Here is an 18,072-nt window from a genome sequence, read left to right as displayed (position 1 = left end):
TTTACGCCATGGCCACGATGACTTTACGGTCACCGGTGTAAGGGTTGCGCCCGTGGGCGACCAGTCGGTTGTCGAGCATCAGAATGTCGCCGGCTTGCCACGGGAAGCTCACGGCGGTCTGGTCGTAGACCTCACGCACCGTGGCGAGCATCGCGTCGGGGATCGCCGAGCCGTCGCCGAAGTACACGTGGCGCGGCAGATTTTCTTCACCGACCGCCGCCAACAGGCTGGCGCGTACGCCGGGTTCAATGGCCGAGACGTGAAACAGGTGGGCCTGGTTGAACCAGACCCACTCGCCGGTTTGGGGGTGCTGCAACACGGCGGCGCAGCGCTGGCGGGTGCGCAGGTCACCGTCGGGTTTCCATTCCCACTCGATGCCGTTGGCCTGGCAGTAGCGCTCGACCTGGGCGCGGTCTTCGGTGTTGAACACCTTCTGCCAAGGCAGGTCGAGGGCACCGCTGTAGTTGCGCACGTACAGCAGCTCGCGGCTGGCGAACAGGTCGCGGATCTCGGCGGGCATGCGCTGGTAGATCAGGCGGCTGTCGCAGATCGGGGTTTCGCCGCCGGTTTCACTGGCCTTGATGCAGTGAAACCAGATGCGCGACGGCCACGGCCGGGTGTAGGCCTGTTCGTTGTGCAGGGGAATACATTGATGGGCCGGGTATTCAGTCGAGCTGTAGACCCCGGCGAACACTTTGCTGCGTGGCGTGGAGCCGAATTCGTAGCTGGCCAGCGGCGCGCCGAAACTCGCGGCAAAGCGCTTGAAGTCGATGGGTGTGGCCACATTAAAGCCGCGAAACAGCACGCCGCCGACGCTGCGCAAGGTCGCATCGAGGCTGTCTCGGATCGACGGTTCGAGGGCGTGGATCGATTGCCCTGGTTCGGCCTGAATCCGCCTCGGCAGCGTCGCTGCAGCGGGGGCTCCATCTGTGCTGATGGAAACAGGCGCGGAACGTCCGTTGGGGTGTTCGATTGAGGTCATCCTTTGCACATCCTGTTGTTTTTCTGGCTCTGTAGCAACGTCAAAGCGGGCCTTGAAAGCTGGGCAGAGGCCTTCACAAAACATTGAAACGAAATGTGTGCATCTCGATACTGAGGCCATACTAGGTGTGAATGCGAGGGATTATCAATACTATTCCTTTAATATTTTTTTTCGACTAGACTCCGCCCCGCTGGGAAAAAACAGCGGTTTGCCGACGGATAAAAATACCAATAACTGCATGAATAACTGCGGTAGGGGGCGGGGCGTGAATTACAAAATGAATACACTTGCGTTGGCGGTAGGGTCGGCTATGTGCCTGATGAACAGCGCATGGGCCGACGATCAGCCAGCCGCGCTGGAAATGGCTCCGATCACCGTCACCGGTGAAAAAATCAATCGCACGCTTGAGCAAACCCAGTCGAGTGTAGCCGTGGTCACGGAACAGCAACTGCGCGACAAGGCGGATCACAGCCTGATCGACGTATTCGCGCGCACCCCCGGCGTGTACAACCAGGCCGGTAACGAAAACTGGGGCATCCGCGGTGTGCCGGTGTCGGGTTTCGATGACCAGGGCCCGGCCACCCTTAATGGTGCGGTCTCGGTGTACGTTGACGGCGCCCAGCAACCCAACCGCGCGCTGACCTTGAGCCCGATCGGGCTGTGGGATACCGAGCAGGTCGAAGTGTTCCTTGGCCCGCAATCCACCACCCAGGGCCGCAACTCGCTGGCCGGTGCGGTGGTTATCCAGACTAAAAACCCTACCTTTGATCCGTCGTTCTCCGCGCAGACCAACATTGGCAACTACGGTGAACGTGGTGTAGCCGTGGCGGGCGGTGGCTCGATCGTCGACGACAAGATCGCCGGGCGTATCGCCATCGACACCCAGGACGGCGACGGTTATATCCGCAACACCACCAACCACGACGATGCCAACCCGCACCGCACCAGCAACTATCGCGGCAAGTTGTTGATCACGCCGAACGACGACATCGATGTGCTGCTGACCTACGCGCACAGCGAGCACCGCCAGGGCGACAACTCGATCACCCGCATCGGCGACAAGGTGCAGTATTACAAGATCGACTCCAACACCAAGGCCTACGACAACCTTAACCAGGACACCCTGAGCGCGAAGATCGACTGGCGCCTCAACGATGCCTGGACGCTGACCAACCTGACCACCTACACGCATTCGGACTACACCGCGCGCAAGGACTTCGACCAGACTGCCACGGCCAACAACGTCATCTATCGGAAACAGTCCGGCGATATGTTCAGCCAGGAACTGCGTTTGGGTTATCAGTCCGACACCGTGCGCAGTTTTGGCGGGGTGTACTTCGGCAACACCACCAACAGCTTCCACGACCGTTTGGAGTTCAACAACGTGCCGCGTGGTGCCGCCAAGGGCGACGTCGATATTAAGAACGCTGCGCTGTTCGGTGAAGTGGACTGGGATTTTGCACCCAACTGGACGCTGATCACCGGCCTGCGCTACGACTACGAAACCAACGATACCGACATCAAGCAGGACGACTTCTCAAGCCCAGGCAAGGTCAAAAAGAGCTTTAATGCGCTCCTGCCAAAAATTGGCGTCGACTATCAATTCGTTCCCGACCAGTACGTCGGGTTCATGGTGCAGAAGGGCTACCGTGGCGGTGGCGTGAACGTGCGAGCAGGTGGCGGTCACCAGGCTTACGATCCTGAATACACCACCAACTACGAGCTGTCGTACCGTGGTTCGTTCCTCGAAAAGACCCTGCGTGCGCGTGCCAACCTGTACTACACCGACTGGAAAGACCAGCAGGTCAGCGTGCTTGACCCGTCGGGTGATTTCTTCCTGGTTTACAACGCCGGGCGCAGCGACATCAAAGGCCTCGAAGTGTCGGTCGAAAAAGACTTCGGTGAGCAGTTGACCCTGAACGTCGGCGGCGCTGTTACCGACGCCAAGTACAAGGACTTCAACACCGGTGACGGCCTTGACCGCAGCGGCCAGCCGTTCCTTTATTCGCCGAAATACAAAATGTCGGTGGGCGGTACTTACCGCTGGAACGAGCGCCTGACCCTTAACACTGACCTCACCTACCAGAGCACGGCGCCGTCCGACTTCGAGTTTGATGATAACGGCCAAGTCAGCAAAGTACGCCGCAGCGACAACTATGTGCTGACCAACTTCAGCACTGAATACAAGGTCACCAAGAATGTGGCGGTGTCCGGTTACCTGAAAAACGCGTTCGGCAAGGAATACGTCACCAGCAACCGCATTGGCGACATCATCGATGTGGGCGCCCCACGTACGTTCGGCCTGGTGCTGCGTTACGACATGTAAGTCGATGGGCGCAGGGATGCGCGTTCCCTGCGTCTGGTTTCAAGAGTTTTGCTGCCAGGCGCATGCGCGCCCAGGCAGCGCTGCTTGCTTCCAAACCCAGCCTCCATGGAGGACGTTATGAACGCTTTTTCGAATGCCACAACCGGTGGCGCGTCACAGCTACGCCTGTCGCACACAGGCCTTTCGCAGCCGTATTGCCTGGACCTGACGCCGATGCTGGAGCGCCAGCAACAGCAGGAATCGAACGCCCGCAGCTACCCGCGCCGCATCCCGCTGGTGCTTGAACGCGCGCATGGGATTTACGTACAGGACAGTCGCGGCCAAGTGTTTGTCGACTGTTTGGCCGGTGCCGGCACCCTGGCGCTGGGCCACAACCACCCGGTGATCATTCAAGCAATCACCCAACTGATGGCCGCCGGTGTGCCGATGCACACGCTGGACCTGATGACACCGGTAAAGGACGCCTTCGTTCAGGAAGTCTTCGGCTGCCTGCCAGCCGATTTCGCGCGCACTGCACGTATCCAGTTTTGCGGCCCGAGTGGCGCGGATGCGGTGGAAGCCGCGCTCAAATTGACGCGTACCGCGACCGGGCGGCATTCGGTGCTGGCGTTCGAAGGCGCTTATCACGGCATGACCTTGGGCACCTTGGCGATCAGCGGCAACCTGTCGCCAAAAAATGCCCTCGGCGCGTTGATGCCGGGCGTGCAGCGTCTGCCGTACCCGCACGATTATCGCTGCCCGTTTGGCGTTGCAGGCGAGGAGGGCGTGACCCTCAACGTGCGTTATCTGGAACATCTGCTTAACGACCCGGAAAGCGGCGTCACCTTGCCGGCCGCGATGATCCTTGAGCCGATCCAGGGCGAGGGCGGTGTGATCGCAGCGCCAGACCGCTGGTTGCAGGAACTGCGCCGCTTGACCAGCGCCCACGGCATTCCGCTGATCGTCGACGAAATTCAGTGCGGTATCGCGCGCAGCGGGCGTATGTTCGGCTTCGAGCAGTCGGGCATTACCCCGGACGTGATCACCTTGTCCAAGGCCATCGGCGGCGGCCTGCCGTTGTCGGTCGTGGTCTACAACGACTCGCTGGATGTATGGCAACCCGGCGCGCATGCCGGCACCTTCCGTGGCAACCAACTGGCGATGGCGGCTGGCACAGCGACCTTGCGCTTTATTCGCGACAACCAGTTGGTGGCGCACGCTGAGAGCGTGGGCGCGCACCTGCGCAAGCAGTTGCAGGCGCTGCACAGTGAATTCGCCTGGGTCGGCGATGTGCGCGGGCGCGGGCTGATGCTTGGCATGGAAATCGTCGACCCGCACGGGGTTGCTGATGTACAAGGGCACCCGCCGGTCGACGCTGCGCGCGCCAAGGCGTTCCAGCAGGCCTGTTTGCGGCACGGTTTGATCGTCGAGTTGGGCGGGCGTCACGGCGCAACCGTGCGTTTTCTGCCGCCGCTGATCATTACCGAGCAAGAGATCGACTTTGTTGCGCAGATCCTGTTCAAGGCCGCCCATTCGATCACCGCGCAGCCCTGATCGCGCGATGCCCGGCTAACCCCTTCCCGGCCATGCGGCTTTTCTGCAAAAACGCGTGGCCAATACCTTGGAGTCGCACCGATGATTGACCATCTTGACCACTTGGTTCTCACCACTGTCGACCCAGTGGCCGCCGAAGATTTCTACGTGCAGGTGCTGGGCATGCATGTGCAGACCTTTGCCGGCGGGCGTAAGGCTTTCGTTTTCGGCAGGCAAAAAATCAACCTGCATGTGCGGGGTCATGAATTTGAGCCCAAGGCACACCTGCCGGTGCCCGGCGCTTTAGACCTGTGCTTCATCGCCTGCAAACCGCTGGACGAGGTGATTGCGCATCTCGCCAGCGTCGATTGGCCGATCATCGAAGGCCCGGTGATGCGCACCGGCGCTACGGGGCCGATACGCTCTGTGTACGTGCGCGATCCGGACCTTAACCTGATCGAGATATCCGAGTACGTCGAGGTTGCCGGTTAGAAGTCCAGCGTTACGCCTGCGTACAGCGCGCGACCATCTCCCGGAGAGTGCAACGACCCTCGGGCGCCGTCCGGGTCGTACCACACATATTCGTAGTAGCGGTTGGTGAGGTTTTTCAGCTGCAGGTCGACGCTCACCGACGGCGTCACTTTGTAGGTCGCACCGAGGTTCATCAGTACGTAACCGCCATACGTGCCCTGGGTATTTTCGCGCTCCAGGTAATAGTCGGTCTGGCCGTTCATCCACGCAGTCAACTGCAACGCAGGTGTCGCCTCGTAGCTGATGCCGGCGTTGTAGAGGTGATTGGGGATGTGGTCGATTTGCTGACCTTTGCTGTCAGGTAACGTGGCACTTGGCTGGAGTATTTTCGAATACTGCCAGGAGTAGGCCAGCCACAGTTCCGTGCGGTCGTTGGGGTGCAGGTTCACCTGTAAATCGTAACCCCAGCGCCGGGTTTCGCCGACGTTATCCGACTCGCCGCTCGGGTCGTTCAGCCTGCGACTGACTTCCCCGGAGGCCTCTTGTTGCCAATAGGCGACACGCCCGTCCACCCAGTCAGCCGGGGTGAACTTGATACCGGTTTCCCAGCCGTCGTTGATCGACGGTGCCAGGTCGGTATCCCTGGGCGGAATTTTGTACGCCGCCGCACCCGTGCCGACTTGAAAGGTACGCCCCCAGTTCGCGTAGACGCTGGCGACGTCCCACGGCGAATAGACCACGCTGAGCTTCGGCTGCTTGATCAGCCCATAGTGGTTGATGTCGTAATCGGTGCCGGTCATTTCATTGGTGAAGTTGCCCTGAATTTTATCGACGCGGTAGGCCGGTACGATCTTCAGGGACTCGAACGGTTTGATCTCGGCCTGGACATAAGCGCCGTAGGTGTCGAAGTCGAACTGCTGGTCGCGCGTGGTGGCCAGGCGCGCACGGTCTTTGCTGCGATAGCGTTCACTTTTGTTTTGCTGCTGTTGTACGTCTGCGCCGCCTTCCAGCGCGAAATCGTAGAGCCAGCTGACCTCAGGTCGCCAGGTCAAAGAGGTGAGGGCGCCATACTGTGTCTCGTAGGCGTCGCGCTCCTGCTGCGAGCTCGTGCGCCAATACTGCGTCCAGCGCCTGTCATCAAAGGTATTCACGTAGGTCTTGGCTGACCAGGCCAGCGTATCAGCCAGGTCTGTGTCGACATGCAGGCTGACCTGGTTCATGCGCCGCGTGCCTTTGTCGGTAGCGTTAAAACGGTTGGTCATTTCGGGATGACGACGCGCATCGTCCTCAGTCAGATAACCCGGCTCCTGCGCCTCGGTTTCGTAGTGACGGGCGATCAGGCCGATGCGGTAGCTGTCATCGTCCGGCGTGTAGAACCACTTGCCCGACATCGAAAACTTGTCTGCCTGAGCGTGATCGCGGTAGCCAGCGGATTTCTGATAGGCGAAGAAGTAGTTCTGCGTCCAGTTGCTGCTTTGAATGCCTTTGGCGAGTTGGGCCTCCTGGGTATTGAAGCTGCCATACCGCAGGCGCGCCTTGGTGTAGTCGCCACCGGTGCGGGTCAGCATATTGACGTTGCCGGCGATGTTGTTCAGGCCATAGCGCGCATCACTGGTGCCACGCACCACCTCGATGCTGTCCAGCTCCATAGGGAAAATCATGTCCATGTAGGGCATGTTGCCGTCGTTGCTGTTGCTTGGGATACCGTCAATCAGCAGCTTGACCGCGTTGACTTCGCCTTCGCCGTTGAAGCCTCGAAACGAGATTTTGCCGGAGGTGGTGCCTTGGTTGAATTCAGTCAGCATCACGCCCGGTGCGCGGCTGAACAGCTCCCAACTGTAGTTGACCGGCATTTTCTCGAGAATGTCGGCGCCCAGAATATCGACTGAGCTGAGTACATTGCTGGTGTTCAGCGGGCCGCTGGCGGTGCCCTGGACGCTCACCGCGCCCAAGGTCAGCGTTGAGTTTTCGAGGTTGCCGGCGTCAGCCAGTGCCACTGACAGCGGGCTTGATACAAGCACGCCTATCGAGAGCAAGGGCCACACGCAACAGCAAATAAACAAAGGCTTTGCACGCGGCAAAGTGTTTGAACAAGGCATAACGCACACTTCCTGATAACCAAGCGTATTCATCGACGTTTAAGCGGCCACGCGCAGGCCGCACAAACACCAGGCAATAAACACAGCGCCGAACATGTGTCGGCTAACTGCGAGGGCTCATCAGGCGAAAGGCGAGGCGCGCGGGCTTAGGCTCGGCCAGCGGAGGCGAGGATGTAGCGTGGGTAATTCCAAGTAGACGAGCGCGGCGTCAGGCGTGTATCGCGGCAGGAAGTTGCGGTAGTAGTTAGAGGGCAGCGCTGCCAGCCCGGCATGCCCACAGCAGCAATCGCCGTGTTGCATGAGGGTTTTTGAGGGCGTCTGCTGTTGAAGCGGATCAATGAGTTTGACGAAACCAGGCGGCACTACTTTCGAAGCACCTGCGGAGCAAAAACCGCCCCACAGCATTAACTGCACGTCTGGCGTTTGCATAGCGCGGCTTAACGGCATGGCCAACATGTTTAACAACACGGCCAGGCAGGCAATCCACGGGCGGATGCGTTTCAACGAAGACATGCAAGAAGTCGCTGCAAAGGGGCTGGCATTTAGCCAGAGTTCGACAGCGGTGTAAAATTCTATGGCGTGCGCTATTTTGCCGCACACTCAACAATGCATATTGTTAGTTAGCTAACCATAGTAGGCCGGTTAACAAATCGGGTGTCGATGTCCTCAATCTGTCATATCGAAACCTTAAAGTACGCGCAAATGTAAGGAAATGTTTCAGGCTCATGAGTTCGATAGCGCGTTGCCAAATGCTTGTCGGCGATGACGTGCGCTAAAGAATCTAATGACCCCGTTTTGGCCAGGAGCGTTATTGCTGCATAACTTTCCGAGTCAACCTGTTTTGTCTTGATAACGCGCATCTGCGATGCACACTTCGAAACGCAGGTTGTCTGTCCAACATGGATATTGACTTGCTTATGAACGCGCAGTTTTCGAAGTTTGGTTGGCTGATTGCAAGCGTTGGCATCCTGTCACGGGTATTGGCAGCATGACGGCACATAGAACCGTAATGGCACTGGCGGCCAGCGTCATACTCAGCGCAAGTTGTGCAATGGCTGCTTCTGCACCCGTCGAAGACCAGACTGTTGTTGCGGTGATTAAATTCGTAAAGCGCGCCGAAGGGCCTGGCTTGCGCTTCGATCCAGCGAGTTGCACCCCCTGCAGGCCGGTGACAGATCCCGACTGGAACGCCGACAACCCGCGCGAAACGGTCATCGCGCTAAAAGTACCGCGCTCACGCATGCTCGAACTGAGGTTCGACGGCGCGGTGGCTAATACCTCGCGAGTGATTCTGGAGAGCGGTGACATTCCGTTCAGGCTTGATGACGGGCATTTGTACGTGGTACTGCCGCCACTGGAAGCGGATGCGATAACGGCCGCCGAAGTGTCCACGCACATCGTTGAGCCAGGTATGGTCCTGCGCTTCGAGCATGCTGACCCGGCACGTCGTGCGGGTTTTTATCGTCAGGGTGAGTTTCCTTCTGTGCAGCGCGCGGCGGCCAACGTGCTTGAGTTCGCGCAGCGTGAGGCCGTACGTGACCTGGGGCTTGGGCACACGGTAGAACGCCGCGGGCTGGGCAAGATCCAGATCATGGGGTTCGACACCAATGCCCCCCACGGCCATGAAGATGCGCCGCCCCACATGCACATGCACCTGCGTTGGCCAGCGAACACCGGCACGCAAATCGCCCACTACTACATCGGCACGGACGGTCTGCTGCTGCACAACATTGTCGGCGTAAAAGGGATTGATGCCCCGCAAAGGCGCTTTGAGCGCGGTGATTCATTTACCACGGTCGGCCCTGATGGCCGCCCGGTCTATACCCATCGCATTACGCCACAGGGCGCGCTGCAGATCATTCGTCCTGATGGCGCGATGTGCCTGATCGAGCCCGCCGGGGCAGGGCGCGAGGGCTTTGCAGGTGGGGCGAGCGTGAGCTGTTCCACCGGCACTAAACGGTTGGTCAACGTGGATGACGATCTGCACAAAGGCCGACTGAAAGTCAGCATCGACACTATTGAGGAGATCTACTACTACGACCCGGACACCGGCGTTTTGCTGTCCCCCAGGCAACCACCTCCCGTACCCCCTTCGGTGTATGTGGAAGCGGTGTCAGGCCCAGGCCTGTCATCGTCGGTGGCTGACTAGCGCTGTTGCTTTCGCACGTACAAACCTAATCCACTTCTGACCTTGCGGGAGTTAAGTCTATGTTTTGTATACCGAGAATAGTTCTACTGTGCACATCGGTGGTTGTTTTGGCGGCGCCATGTATTGCGCGCGCAGAGTACAACACCGACAAGATCGGCGGGATACTCAAAGACGCCCACAACGACCTTACGATTGTCTGCGCCCACCGCGGTTTGCACGGAACCGCGATAGGCACCAACGCTCACCCGGACTGGCTGCGCGATGTGCCGGAAAACTCGATCGCCTCCATTCAGCAGGCTGCCAGCAGTGGAATCGAGTGTTCGGAAATCGATCTTCAACTGGACCGCAACGGTAACGTGATCGTGTTACATGATTCCAACGTCGGCCGCACCACCAACGCCTACACCACCGCAAACTCGACCGAGTATGACCCTTACGGGCACGGCGGCTATAACCCGAACTTGTCGAACTACTATGGAAACACCCTGAATCTGAACCTTCGGCATCCCTCCCTGAATGGCTACAGCAATCAGAAATTGCCGACGTTCGATGCCATTTTGGACACGATCAAGCGGGATAAAATCGCGATGATCCTGCTGCTTGATGTGAAGAACATCGAAGCCGCCAAAAAAGCCTGGCAGAGCGTGAAGACGCACACCAACTGGTGGGGCACGCCGGCCGAGCGCTGGGTGTACTTCAAGATGCCGGTCAATGTGATTGGCACGACCGCGGCCAATTTTGAAGCCAAGGGCATCATGAATGCCCAGAGCGAAGCCGGACGCTTCCGCCTGATTCCGGTGTTTGGTGCAGACTTCATCGACGCCAGTGGCGGGCCGGCAAATTCCCTTATGAACTGGCAAGGTTACTACAACAAGGGATATGTCTACGCCACCGAGGTGCGACTCAAGGAATATGACAGCACGCTCAGGTTTCCGCTGAACAACATCATGAACAGCTACTACGCCATGCGAACCACGCGCGATGTGAAAACCATGGGTGCTTATCAGCCTGTCGCGGAGACCAGGTTCTATAGCTTCTTTGCCGCCGATGGCCATTGCTGCACGGAGCCCAAGTACTGGCTGTGGAAATCCCAGAAGGGCTTTGGCCAGGAGACGGGCGATAACCGCACAAGCCTCAACTGGATCATGAACACCGCAGGCAAAAGTTTCAGCTACATCATTACGGACGATCCTCTGACTGCCATGTCGGCACTAAAAAATGATAACCGTCGAAACACGAGTCTTATTTCAAACTAGTTGTTTGATAGCCGTTGGGTGAGTGACTACTTTAATTGCGCCGGCCGGATGCGCATGCCGTGTCCGGTCGATAGCGTGCTGTCTAACAGTCTAGTGGAAAGACAGGTTGCTGTTATTTAATCAACTGACGTTGTTGTCAACATAATAAAAACAGCCGCATCGACGCGATATTTAAAAGCCTTTTTAAAGCGCCATGCTGCTATTTATTTTGTCCCGATTGGTGATGTTATGTTCGCGTTACTTTCATCGCGTCATCCTCCGCAACTTTTTCGCGACTGCGATCTGTTGCGTGCTTCGCCGGCAGTTACGTTCGATGCCCCCGCGACACCTTTACCGGCAGTCGCTGTACCCCGCAGTGGCGTGGGACCTATTGCTTGCGCATGCCTTGTTGCGCTGGGTATGCATGCTGCGGGCTTTCTATGGTTTCGCAACAGCGCGCCCGCGCAGCCTTTACCGCCGATCACCCGGCCGATGCCGATTGCAATGCAAATGGTTGCCAGGCCCAAGCCGCCGTCTCCAACGCCGGCGGTTGAACAACCGGCGCCGCCGCCACCCGTTGCACCGACCCCGCCACCGCCACCCAAACCCGTGGCCGCCGCGCCCAAGCCCGAGGCGCCACGTGCGCCGCCCGCCAAGCCAGCGGCCACACCACAACCTGCCCGGAAGCCGGTCGCCGAAAAGCCGGCCGTCGAGAAGCAACCGCCTGCGGCGGCGCCCCAATCGATGCCGACCCAGCGGCCTGCGCCAGCTTCGCCCGTCAGCCGCGAACCGACTACCACGGCACCCATCGGCCGCGCCGGTTACTTGAACAACCCGCCACCGGTGTATCCGCCCGCAGCGGCCAAACGGCATCAGCAAGGCACCACAGTGCTGCGCGTGCATGTACTGGCCAACGGTCGACCGGACCAGGTTGAGGTTGCTCAGTCCAGTGGTTTTTTGGCCCTGGACGATGCCGCCCGCGCGGCTGTTCGACAGTGGTCTTTCACTCCTGCCAAGCGCGGTGACAGCCCGGTCGATGGCTGGGTCAACGTTCCGCTTGCCTTCACTCTCGCTCCTTGAGGCGCCTTACCATGACAATCGACTACTCAACGCTGATTCAGCAAAGCTCCATGGGCATTCTGCTGCTGTTCTCACTGGCGACCTGGGCCGTACTGCTGCTCAAGGCCTGGCAGCAGGGCCGGTTGAAAAGCCAGAACAAGCGCTACGCGCAGGCGTTCTGGGCCGCGCAGGATTTTGATACGGCGTTGCACAGCGGCCCGCAAAAAAGCCAGTTGGCGCGTCTTGCGCACGTCACCACGCAAGCGCTGTCCGGCGGCCACGATGGCCACGAACCGGCTGACAGCTGGAGCCGCCAGGAACTGCTGGAGCGCAGCCTGCATCAGCAGATTCACGCTGAACGACGTACCCTTGAAAGCGGCATGATCGTGCTTGCCTCCATCGGCAGCACCGCGCCTTTTATCGGCCTGTTCGGTACGGTGTTCGGCATCATCCATGCCCTGCAAGCCATCAGCACAGCCAAGTCAGCGAGCATTGCAGTGGTGGCAGGGCCGATCGGCGAAGCCTTGATCGCCACCGGCGTCGGCATTGCCGTGGCGGTGCCGGCAGTGCTCGCCTACAACTTTTTCAGCCGCCGATTGAAACTCATGGTGGCCGACCTGGACGTGTTTGCGGTCGACCTGCTGAACCGCGCCCAACGCCATGCCTTCAGATTGAAAGGCGAGCGTGACACGGGTCGCAGCCTCAGCGGGGTGGCTTGAGATGGCCTTCTCTTCCAGCCACGACGACGATGCAATCAGTGACATCAACATCACGCCTCTGGTCGACGTGATGCTGGTGCTGCTGGTGGTGTTTATCGTGACCGCACCGTTACTGACCAATGCCATACCGCTGGATTTGCCGCAGACAGTCGCCACTGCGCCGCAGGACGACGCCAAGCCGGTGGCTATCAGCATCGACGCCAAAGGCGGGTTGTTCGTCGACGATCAGCCTGTGCCCGAAGCGCAATTGCCGGACACCCTGCAGAACCTGCGTGCGCGTGACCCGGACGTGGCGCTGACCCTGCGTGCCGACACCGCGACCGACTACGGGCACGTCGCCAGGGTGCTGGCAGACGTGCAGAGCGCGGGCATAACCCGCTTGGCGGTGATCACCGAAAGTCCCTGATGACGGCCATTGCGATTAATAAAAACACGGCGCCAGAGCCTGTCGCCTCATTAAGCCTTTAGGAAACGCTTTCATGATCATGTTATCGACTGCGCGTGCGTCTGGTTTTCCCCTTAAACGACTGGTGTTGCTGGTCGGGCTGCATGCACTGAGCCCGGCGAGCTATGCGCAGGAGGCCGCGACACCGGCAGCGGAGGAGGCTGCCTCCGCGGGCGCCGACACCACGCTGGGCACTGTTTCAGTGATTGGCCAAGGGGAAACGCGCCAGGTACAGCGCGTCGATGAAAAGGACATCAAGGCTTACTCGGCGGGCACTAACCCGATGAAGGTGCTGCAGCGTCTTGCCGGGGTCAGCTTTCAATCGGGCGACCCGCTCGGGCGCGAAGAAAGCAGCCAGCGCATCAGCCTGCGTGGCTTCGACATGCATCACCTGGGCTACACACTGGACGGCGTCACGCTGGGCAACATGAGTTTCGCCAACTTCAACGGCCTGAGCATCACCCGCGCAATCATCGCGGAAAACATCGCCAAGAGCGAAGTCGCGGCCGGGATCGGCGCGTTGGGCACTGCCTCCAACAGCAATCTGGGCGGTACGGTCGCGTTCACCAGCGCAAACCCCGACAAGGAGTTTGGCGCACGCCTTTCGCAAACCCTGGGCAGCTACGCCACCCAACGCACCTACCTGCGCGTCGATACCGGCGAATACAACGGGCTGGCGGCTTATGTCTCGGGGGAAAAATACGACGCCGACGCCTGGAAAGGTCACGACAACCCGCAGGAATCCGACGCGCTCAACGCCAAGGTCACCTACGATTTCGGCGGCAATCACCTGAGCTTCTACCACAGTACCTCAACCCACAATGAAGCCAACCTGCCAGCGATGTCGACCAGCATGATCAGTCGCTTGGGCTACAACTGGAGTTACTACACGCCTGACTGGACGCGGGCCGTCAACGCCGCCAACGGTATTTTTACCGGCGGCGTCACCCGCGCGTCAGATGCAACCTACAACGGCAGCAGCTTGCGTGATGATGAACTGGACATCCTCAGCGGCAACTTTTCGCTCACCGATGACCTGCTGCTGGATGCCACGGTCTATCACCACCACGACTCAGGCCGCGGCAACTCTTACTACCCGTTCGTCTACACCAGTGGCAGCACGACGGTGCCCACCAACTCGATTCGCAGCACGGTGTACGGTATCAACCGCACGGGGTTCCAGACCGCGCTGACGTACTTTCTCGGTCAGCACGAAATCCAGGGCGGCTTCTGGATCCAGTCGAACAAGAATGATGTCTCCCGCTACCTGTTCGACCCAACCGGCACCGCGCCGCAGAACCACATCGTGAGAACCGATGGTTTGCCGCTGGTCGCCACCGTTCTGTCCCAGGATTACAACGACCTGACGCGACAGTTCTATCTGCGCGACAGCTACACCTTGCTCGACGACCGTTTGAAGCTGGAGTTCGGCGCCAAGAACACGGTCACGACCTCTACGGTGGAAGGCAAGGGCGGCGGTTACGCCAGTGGTTCGCTGGAGGCGCGAGACCGGTTCCTGCCGCAACTGGGTGCTACCTACAAGCTTAATGATCAAGATGAGGTGTTTACCTCGTACTCGGAAAACGTCGCCGCATTCCCCAGCAGCGGGTACAGCCCATTCTTCACCACCCAAGCGGCCGTCGACGCGGCAGACGGGTTCAAGCACCTCAAACCGGAAACCTCCAAAACCATTGAAGTGGGCGTGCGCCGCAGCACCCCGCTTTATTCCACTTCGGCGGCGGTCTACAACACCCGGTTCGATAACCGCCTGGTTGCGATTACCAACTGCACCGGCATCGTGATTTGCCAGAACAGCGTGGCCAACGTCGGCTCGGTAACCAGCCGAGGCCTGGAACTGACTTTCGCGCTGACCCCCAACGAAAACTGGAGCTGGTCCAACTCCGCCTCCTACAACCACAGCACATACGACGACGATTACCAAAGCGGTACCAGCCAGGTTCACGTCAAAGGCAAGACCGTGGTCGACACGCCCAAGCTGATGTATTCAAGCGCCCTGGACTGGCATTGGCAGCACTGGAATGCGGGGTTGCAGGGCAGCTACATGAGCAAGCGTTATTTCACCTACACCAACGACGCAAGCGTTGCCGGCTACTGGCTGGCCAATACAACGCTGGGCTATGACTTCGGCAAGTTGGGCGCGGTCAAAGACACCACCGTGTCGCTGAACGTGGTGAACCTGTTCGACAAGCGCTACATCTCAACGATTAACACGGATGCCACTGCTGCAAGTGACCCCACCGGCGACTTGCAGATACTTCAGGTCGGCAACCCGCGTAGCGCGTTCGTCACCCTGGCGGTGCGCCTTTAGCGCAGCGCTTTGGCGCGCCTGACCCAGAGGCCGAAGCGCATGCGTGATCGCGGAGCCTTCCCGGCAAGCCGCCAGCGTGGTATCGCGCTGCTGATGGTGCTGTGGGTCATGGCCTTGCTCAGCCTGCTGTTGGCTTCACTTGCCGGCTGGGTGCAACTCGAAAGTCGCCAGGCCGTGTACCTTCGCCAGCACACGCAGGCACTGCTGGCGGCAGAGGCGGGCGTCGAGTTGGCGGTGCAAGCCCTGGCGGATCCTGTGCAGCGTAAAAAGTGGGTCGCCGACGGACGTGAAATGGCCCTGACTTTCGACGACGCGCAGCTCTACGTCAGCCTGCACAGCGAGAACGGCAAGCTCTACCTGAACAACGCCGAACCGGATGATTTTTCCCGCTTGGCGCTGGCGTGCGGCGCGAGCCAGGCACAAGCCAGCCAGTTGGCCGATGAACTGCAAGCGCGGCGGAATAAAGACCAGCCGCCGTTTCGCTTGCTTGAAGAAGTACGGCAACTGCCGGGCATGACGCAAGCGCTGTACAGCCGGCTGTTGCCGGAGATTACGCTGTGGAGCGGCTTTGATCGGCCCGATCCGGCCTTCGCCAGCCCGCTGATGCGCACTGCACTGAACCTGCCAAAGGGCAACCCGGCGGGTGTGGACCCTGGCGAGGTGTTGGTGATTGACAGTCGGGCGCAACGCGGTGATGGGTATAGCGCGCGGTTGCAGGTGACGGTGTTGTTGAATGCGGTGAAGGGGCGGGCCTACACGGTGTTGCGGTGGGAGGAGTGAGGTGATCAATCCAGGTGAACCGTTCGGTAGCGTCGGCGATTACCAAACAAGGGTGACCAACCATGCCCGCCATGGGAGCAGCATTGAGCGCAGGCGGCTAGCCAGGCAGCTCATGAGCCTCATCAATTTTTGAACTAATCGTCACGCTCATCCACCTAAATCTGTGCAGCTAATCCATAGCTCAGGCTTATCCTGGGTTACTCATTCACACACGAAGGTTTGGTGGATCATGAAGAGCGAACAAGTTGAAGGCGTTGCAGAAAAGATAACCGGCAAAGCGCAGAGCGCAGTAGGCAAACTGTTTGGTGACTCGAAGCTGGAAGCTGAAGGTACTGGGCGCCAAGCTGCCGGTCAGTTGACCCAAGCCTATGGCGATGCATTGGACAGCGTATCGACGTTCGTTAAAGAAAAGCCAGTCGCCGCGATCGCAATCGGTGCAGTCGCCCTGCTGATTATGGACCGTCTGTTTCGCCGCTGACTCAGGCGCACAGCTGAACGGGCCTGATGAATTTGGACACAGCAACAGGGCGCTATCATGGCGCCCAAACGTGTCGATTTTCGAGTGGGCGCCTTGGGAAATGCCCTACAAACCTGCGGGAACCACCTTGCTCAACATTACGCCTTGATCCGTACACTCTGTTGCTTCGCTCTATGAGTACCTGGCAGGCAACAGATGACGTTTCCACGTGTTCTCGTTCTAGAAAGTCACTCGCCTCGACGTAACGCTGCAGTTGACGCACTCCGAAAAGTCGGCGCAACCAATATTTTGCAGGCTGACTCCGGCGAAGAGGCAATGGCGTTGCTGAACAGGGACGGCGCCGTCGACATCGTGCTGTGCGACCTGGGCTTTGCGGGCCTGGATTGCGTCGAGTTTCTGAACTGCGCGAGGCAGTTGGGCATGGCGCGTGCCGTGGTGCTGCTGAACCGCTTGCAACCGTCGATGCATCGCGCGCTAGGCCAGATGAGCCACTTTGCAGGCTTGAAGCTATTGGGCGTGTTGGACCCCCACCTGGAACTCGGCGCCCTGCGAAGCGTCTTGCTGCGCTACAACACCCACAGCCTTGCCTTGTCACCTCTCAATGCTCCCGCCAGCGTACTGCCCAGTGAAGAAGAAGTCCGCCGCGGGCTCGACCTGGGTGAGTTTCGTGCCTACTACCAGCCTAAATGTGTACTTGGCACTGGCGACAACGCCGGGGCCGAAGTGTTGGTGCGTTGGCAGCACCCGGCACGCGGGCTGCTGTTGCCCAAGGACTTTCTGGCGGCCGTGCTGGCCTATGACTTGGTAGATGTGCTGTTCAAGCAGCTATTGAACCAGAGCTTGAGTTTGCTCAGCGTGCTGAACCGCCGTGATCAATGCCTGAGCCTGGCCTTGAATATGTACGCCTCGCAGTTGCAGGGGAATGCACTTACCGAATACATCTGCCGCGCGCTCAAGCGTTATTGCGTGCCGGGCTCAAACTTGACCTTTGAGCTGGCCGAAAGCGGTTTGCTCGACGTCAACCACGGCATTCAAGAAAGCCTGATACACCTGCGGATGATGGGCTGTGAGCTGGCCATCGACAACTTTGGACGGGGTTTTTCCGCGCTCAAGTCGCTGTGCCAATTGCCCTTCACGCAAATCAAGCTCGATGCCGAGTTCGTCCAAAGTCTTCAAAAACCGCGCAGCCACGCCATGATCAGCAGCACCCTGGCGTTGGCCTGTGCGCTCGACATGCAGTTGGTGATCGACGGCGTCAGCGACGCCGAGCAATGCCAGGCACTCGTCAGCCTCGGCTGTTCGCTGGGGCAGGGGGCTTACTACGCAGCCCCGATGACCTCCCACCAAATGATCGGCTGGCTGACTGACTTGCGCGGGTTTTCGCCGAACTGAATATAAATCGGCATCGCAGGTTGCATACGCCTATGATCGCCAAACGAGTTGTTCAAGCACTGTGACCTAACCGTTTGCATAGTGCTCAGAGGTACA

General features: G+C 59.3%; 15 protein-coding genes. 12 read left to right on the top strand and 3 right to left on the bottom strand.

The genetic code is table 11. The annotated features are described in order from the left end of the window. Position 1 precedes the first annotated feature (1 nt). Positions 2 to 982, bottom strand: coding sequence for a TauD/TfdA family dioxygenase (locus AO240_RS06685; protein WP_099235653.1), 981 nt, complete (start codon positions 980 to 982; stop codon positions 2 to 4). Between the two features lie 265 nt (positions 983 to 1,247). Between AO240_RS06685 and AO240_RS06680 the strand changes: the two genes are divergently transcribed. The 3 genes from AO240_RS06680 to AO240_RS06670 all read left to right on the top strand — a co-directional run bounded on the left by AO240_RS06680 (position 1,248) and on the right by AO240_RS06670 (position 5,312). Further along, on the top strand, positions 1,248 to 3,308 hold the full coding sequence (locus tag AO240_RS06680; protein ID WP_099235652.1) for a TonB-dependent receptor: 2,061 nt from the start codon (positions 1,248 to 1,250) through the stop codon (positions 3,306 to 3,308). A gap of 117 nt (positions 3,309 to 3,425) precedes the next feature. Then, a complete protein-coding gene (locus tag AO240_RS06675; protein WP_099235651.1) occupies positions 3,426 to 4,841 on the top strand; it encodes a diaminobutyrate--2-oxoglutarate transaminase in 1,416 nt (471 codons plus the stop codon). An 81-nt stretch (positions 4,842 to 4,922) separates the two neighbouring features. Continuing rightward, positions 4,923 to 5,312: a VOC family protein gene (locus AO240_RS06670; protein ID WP_099235650.1), complete on the top strand. Its 390-nt coding sequence runs from the start codon at positions 4,923 to 4,925 to the stop codon at positions 5,310 to 5,312. Here AO240_RS06670 and AO240_RS06665 read toward each other — a convergent pair. Together AO240_RS06665 and AO240_RS06660 are read right to left on the bottom strand one after the other, a co-directional pair. Further along, positions 5,309 to 7,390 (bottom strand): TonB-dependent receptor, encoded by a 2,082-nt coding sequence (locus AO240_RS06665; RefSeq protein ID WP_099235649.1) that lies wholly within the window; start codon positions 7,388 to 7,390, stop codon positions 5,309 to 5,311. The two genes, AO240_RS06670 and AO240_RS06665, sit on opposite strands and share 4 nt — an antisense overlap. A gap of 120 nt (positions 7,391 to 7,510) precedes the next feature. Beyond that, positions 7,511 to 7,903, bottom strand: a complete 393-nt coding sequence (locus tag AO240_RS06660; protein WP_099235648.1) for a DUF2946 domain-containing protein — start codon at positions 7,901 to 7,903, stop codon at positions 7,511 to 7,513. 655 nt (positions 7,904 to 8,558) lie between these two features. Between AO240_RS06660 and AO240_RS06655 the strand changes: the two genes are divergently transcribed. The 9 genes from AO240_RS06655 (at position 8,559) to AO240_RS06615 (ending at position 17,976) form a co-directional block, all read left to right on the top strand. Continuing rightward, a complete protein-coding gene (locus AO240_RS06655; RefSeq protein ID WP_256585873.1) occupies positions 8,559 to 9,539 on the top strand; it encodes a hypothetical protein in 981 nt (326 codons plus the stop codon). Positions 9,540 to 9,637: 98 nt separating this feature from the next. Next, the gene (locus tag AO240_RS06650) at positions 9,638 to 10,795 is read left to right on the top strand and encodes a glycerophosphodiester phosphodiesterase family protein (RefSeq protein WP_256585872.1); all 1,158 of its coding nucleotides are present in this window, start codon (positions 9,638 to 9,640) and stop codon (positions 10,793 to 10,795) included. 228 nt (positions 10,796 to 11,023) lie between these two features. Beyond that, positions 11,024 to 11,854 (top strand): energy transducer TonB, encoded by an 831-nt coding sequence (locus AO240_RS06645; RefSeq protein ID WP_099235645.1) that lies wholly within the window; start codon positions 11,024 to 11,026, stop codon positions 11,852 to 11,854. 11 nt (positions 11,855 to 11,865) lie between these two features. Next, positions 11,866 to 12,552, top strand: coding sequence for a MotA/TolQ/ExbB proton channel family protein (locus tag AO240_RS06640; RefSeq protein ID WP_099235644.1), 687 nt, complete (start codon positions 11,866 to 11,868; stop codon positions 12,550 to 12,552). A gap of 1 nt (position 12,553) precedes the next feature. Further along, positions 12,554 to 12,958, top strand: a complete 405-nt coding sequence (locus AO240_RS06635) for a biopolymer transporter ExbD (RefSeq protein WP_099235643.1) — start codon at positions 12,554 to 12,556, stop codon at positions 12,956 to 12,958. Between the two features lie 73 nt (positions 12,959 to 13,031). Beyond that, a complete protein-coding gene (locus AO240_RS06630; protein ID WP_099235642.1) occupies positions 13,032 to 15,326 on the top strand; it encodes a TonB-dependent receptor in 2,295 nt (764 codons plus the stop codon). Positions 15,327 to 15,365: 39 nt separating this feature from the next. Then, positions 15,366 to 16,106 (top strand): general secretion pathway protein GspK, encoded by a 741-nt coding sequence (locus AO240_RS06625; RefSeq protein WP_099235641.1) that lies wholly within the window; start codon positions 15,366 to 15,368, stop codon positions 16,104 to 16,106. Between the two features lie 229 nt (positions 16,107 to 16,335). After that, positions 16,336 to 16,584: a CsbD family protein gene (locus tag AO240_RS06620; protein ID WP_099235640.1), complete on the top strand. Its 249-nt coding sequence runs from the start codon at positions 16,336 to 16,338 to the stop codon at positions 16,582 to 16,584. Positions 16,585 to 16,899: 315 nt separating this feature from the next. Next, entirely contained in the window at positions 16,900 to 17,976 is a 1,077-nt protein-coding gene (locus AO240_RS06615) for an EAL domain-containing protein (protein WP_158231388.1), read from the top strand. Positions 17,977 to 18,072: the final 96 nt, after the last annotated feature.

Source organism: Pseudomonas sp. ICMP 460, assembly GCF_002723595.1.
Classification (GTDB): Bacteria; Pseudomonadota; Gammaproteobacteria; order Pseudomonadales; family Pseudomonadaceae; genus Aquipseudomonas; species Aquipseudomonas kitaguniensis.
This window is presented reverse-complemented; position numbering and strand designations above follow the sequence as displayed.

What these genes read in the sequence shown, in the direction of transcription:
- AO240_RS06685 (WP_099235653.1), bottom strand. Translation starts at nt 982, where the DNA reads ATGACCTCAATCGAACACCCCAACGGACGTTCCGCGCCTGTTTCCATC.
- AO240_RS06675 (WP_099235651.1), top strand. Translation starts at nt 3,426, where the DNA reads ATGAACGCTTTTTCGAATGCCACAACCGGTGGCGCGTCACAGCTACGC.
- AO240_RS06670 (WP_099235650.1), top strand. Translation starts at nt 4,923, where the DNA reads ATGATTGACCATCTTGACCACTTGGTTCTCACCACTGTCGACCCAGTG.
- AO240_RS06665 (WP_099235649.1), bottom strand. Translation starts at nt 7,390, where the DNA reads ATGCCTTGTTCAAACACTTTGCCGCGTGCAAAGCCTTTGTTTATTTGC.
- AO240_RS06660 (WP_099235648.1), bottom strand. Translation starts at nt 7,903, where the DNA reads ATGTCTTCGTTGAAACGCATCCGCCCGTGGATTGCCTGCCTGGCCGTG.
- AO240_RS06645 (WP_099235645.1), top strand. Translation starts at nt 11,024, where the DNA reads ATGTTCGCGTTACTTTCATCGCGTCATCCTCCGCAACTTTTTCGCGAC.
- AO240_RS06640 (WP_099235644.1), top strand. Translation starts at nt 11,866, where the DNA reads ATGACAATCGACTACTCAACGCTGATTCAGCAAAGCTCCATGGGCATT.
- AO240_RS06635 (WP_099235643.1), top strand. Translation starts at nt 12,554, where the DNA reads ATGGCCTTCTCTTCCAGCCACGACGACGATGCAATCAGTGACATCAAC.
- AO240_RS06630 (WP_099235642.1), top strand. Translation starts at nt 13,032, where the DNA reads ATGATCATGTTATCGACTGCGCGTGCGTCTGGTTTTCCCCTTAAACGA.
- AO240_RS06625 (WP_099235641.1), top strand. Translation starts at nt 15,366, where the DNA reads ATGCGTGATCGCGGAGCCTTCCCGGCAAGCCGCCAGCGTGGTATCGCG.
- AO240_RS06620 (WP_099235640.1), top strand. Translation starts at nt 16,336, where the DNA reads ATGAAGAGCGAACAAGTTGAAGGCGTTGCAGAAAAGATAACCGGCAAA.
- AO240_RS06615 (WP_158231388.1), top strand. Translation starts at nt 16,900, where the DNA reads ATGGCGTTGCTGAACAGGGACGGCGCCGTCGACATCGTGCTGTGCGAC.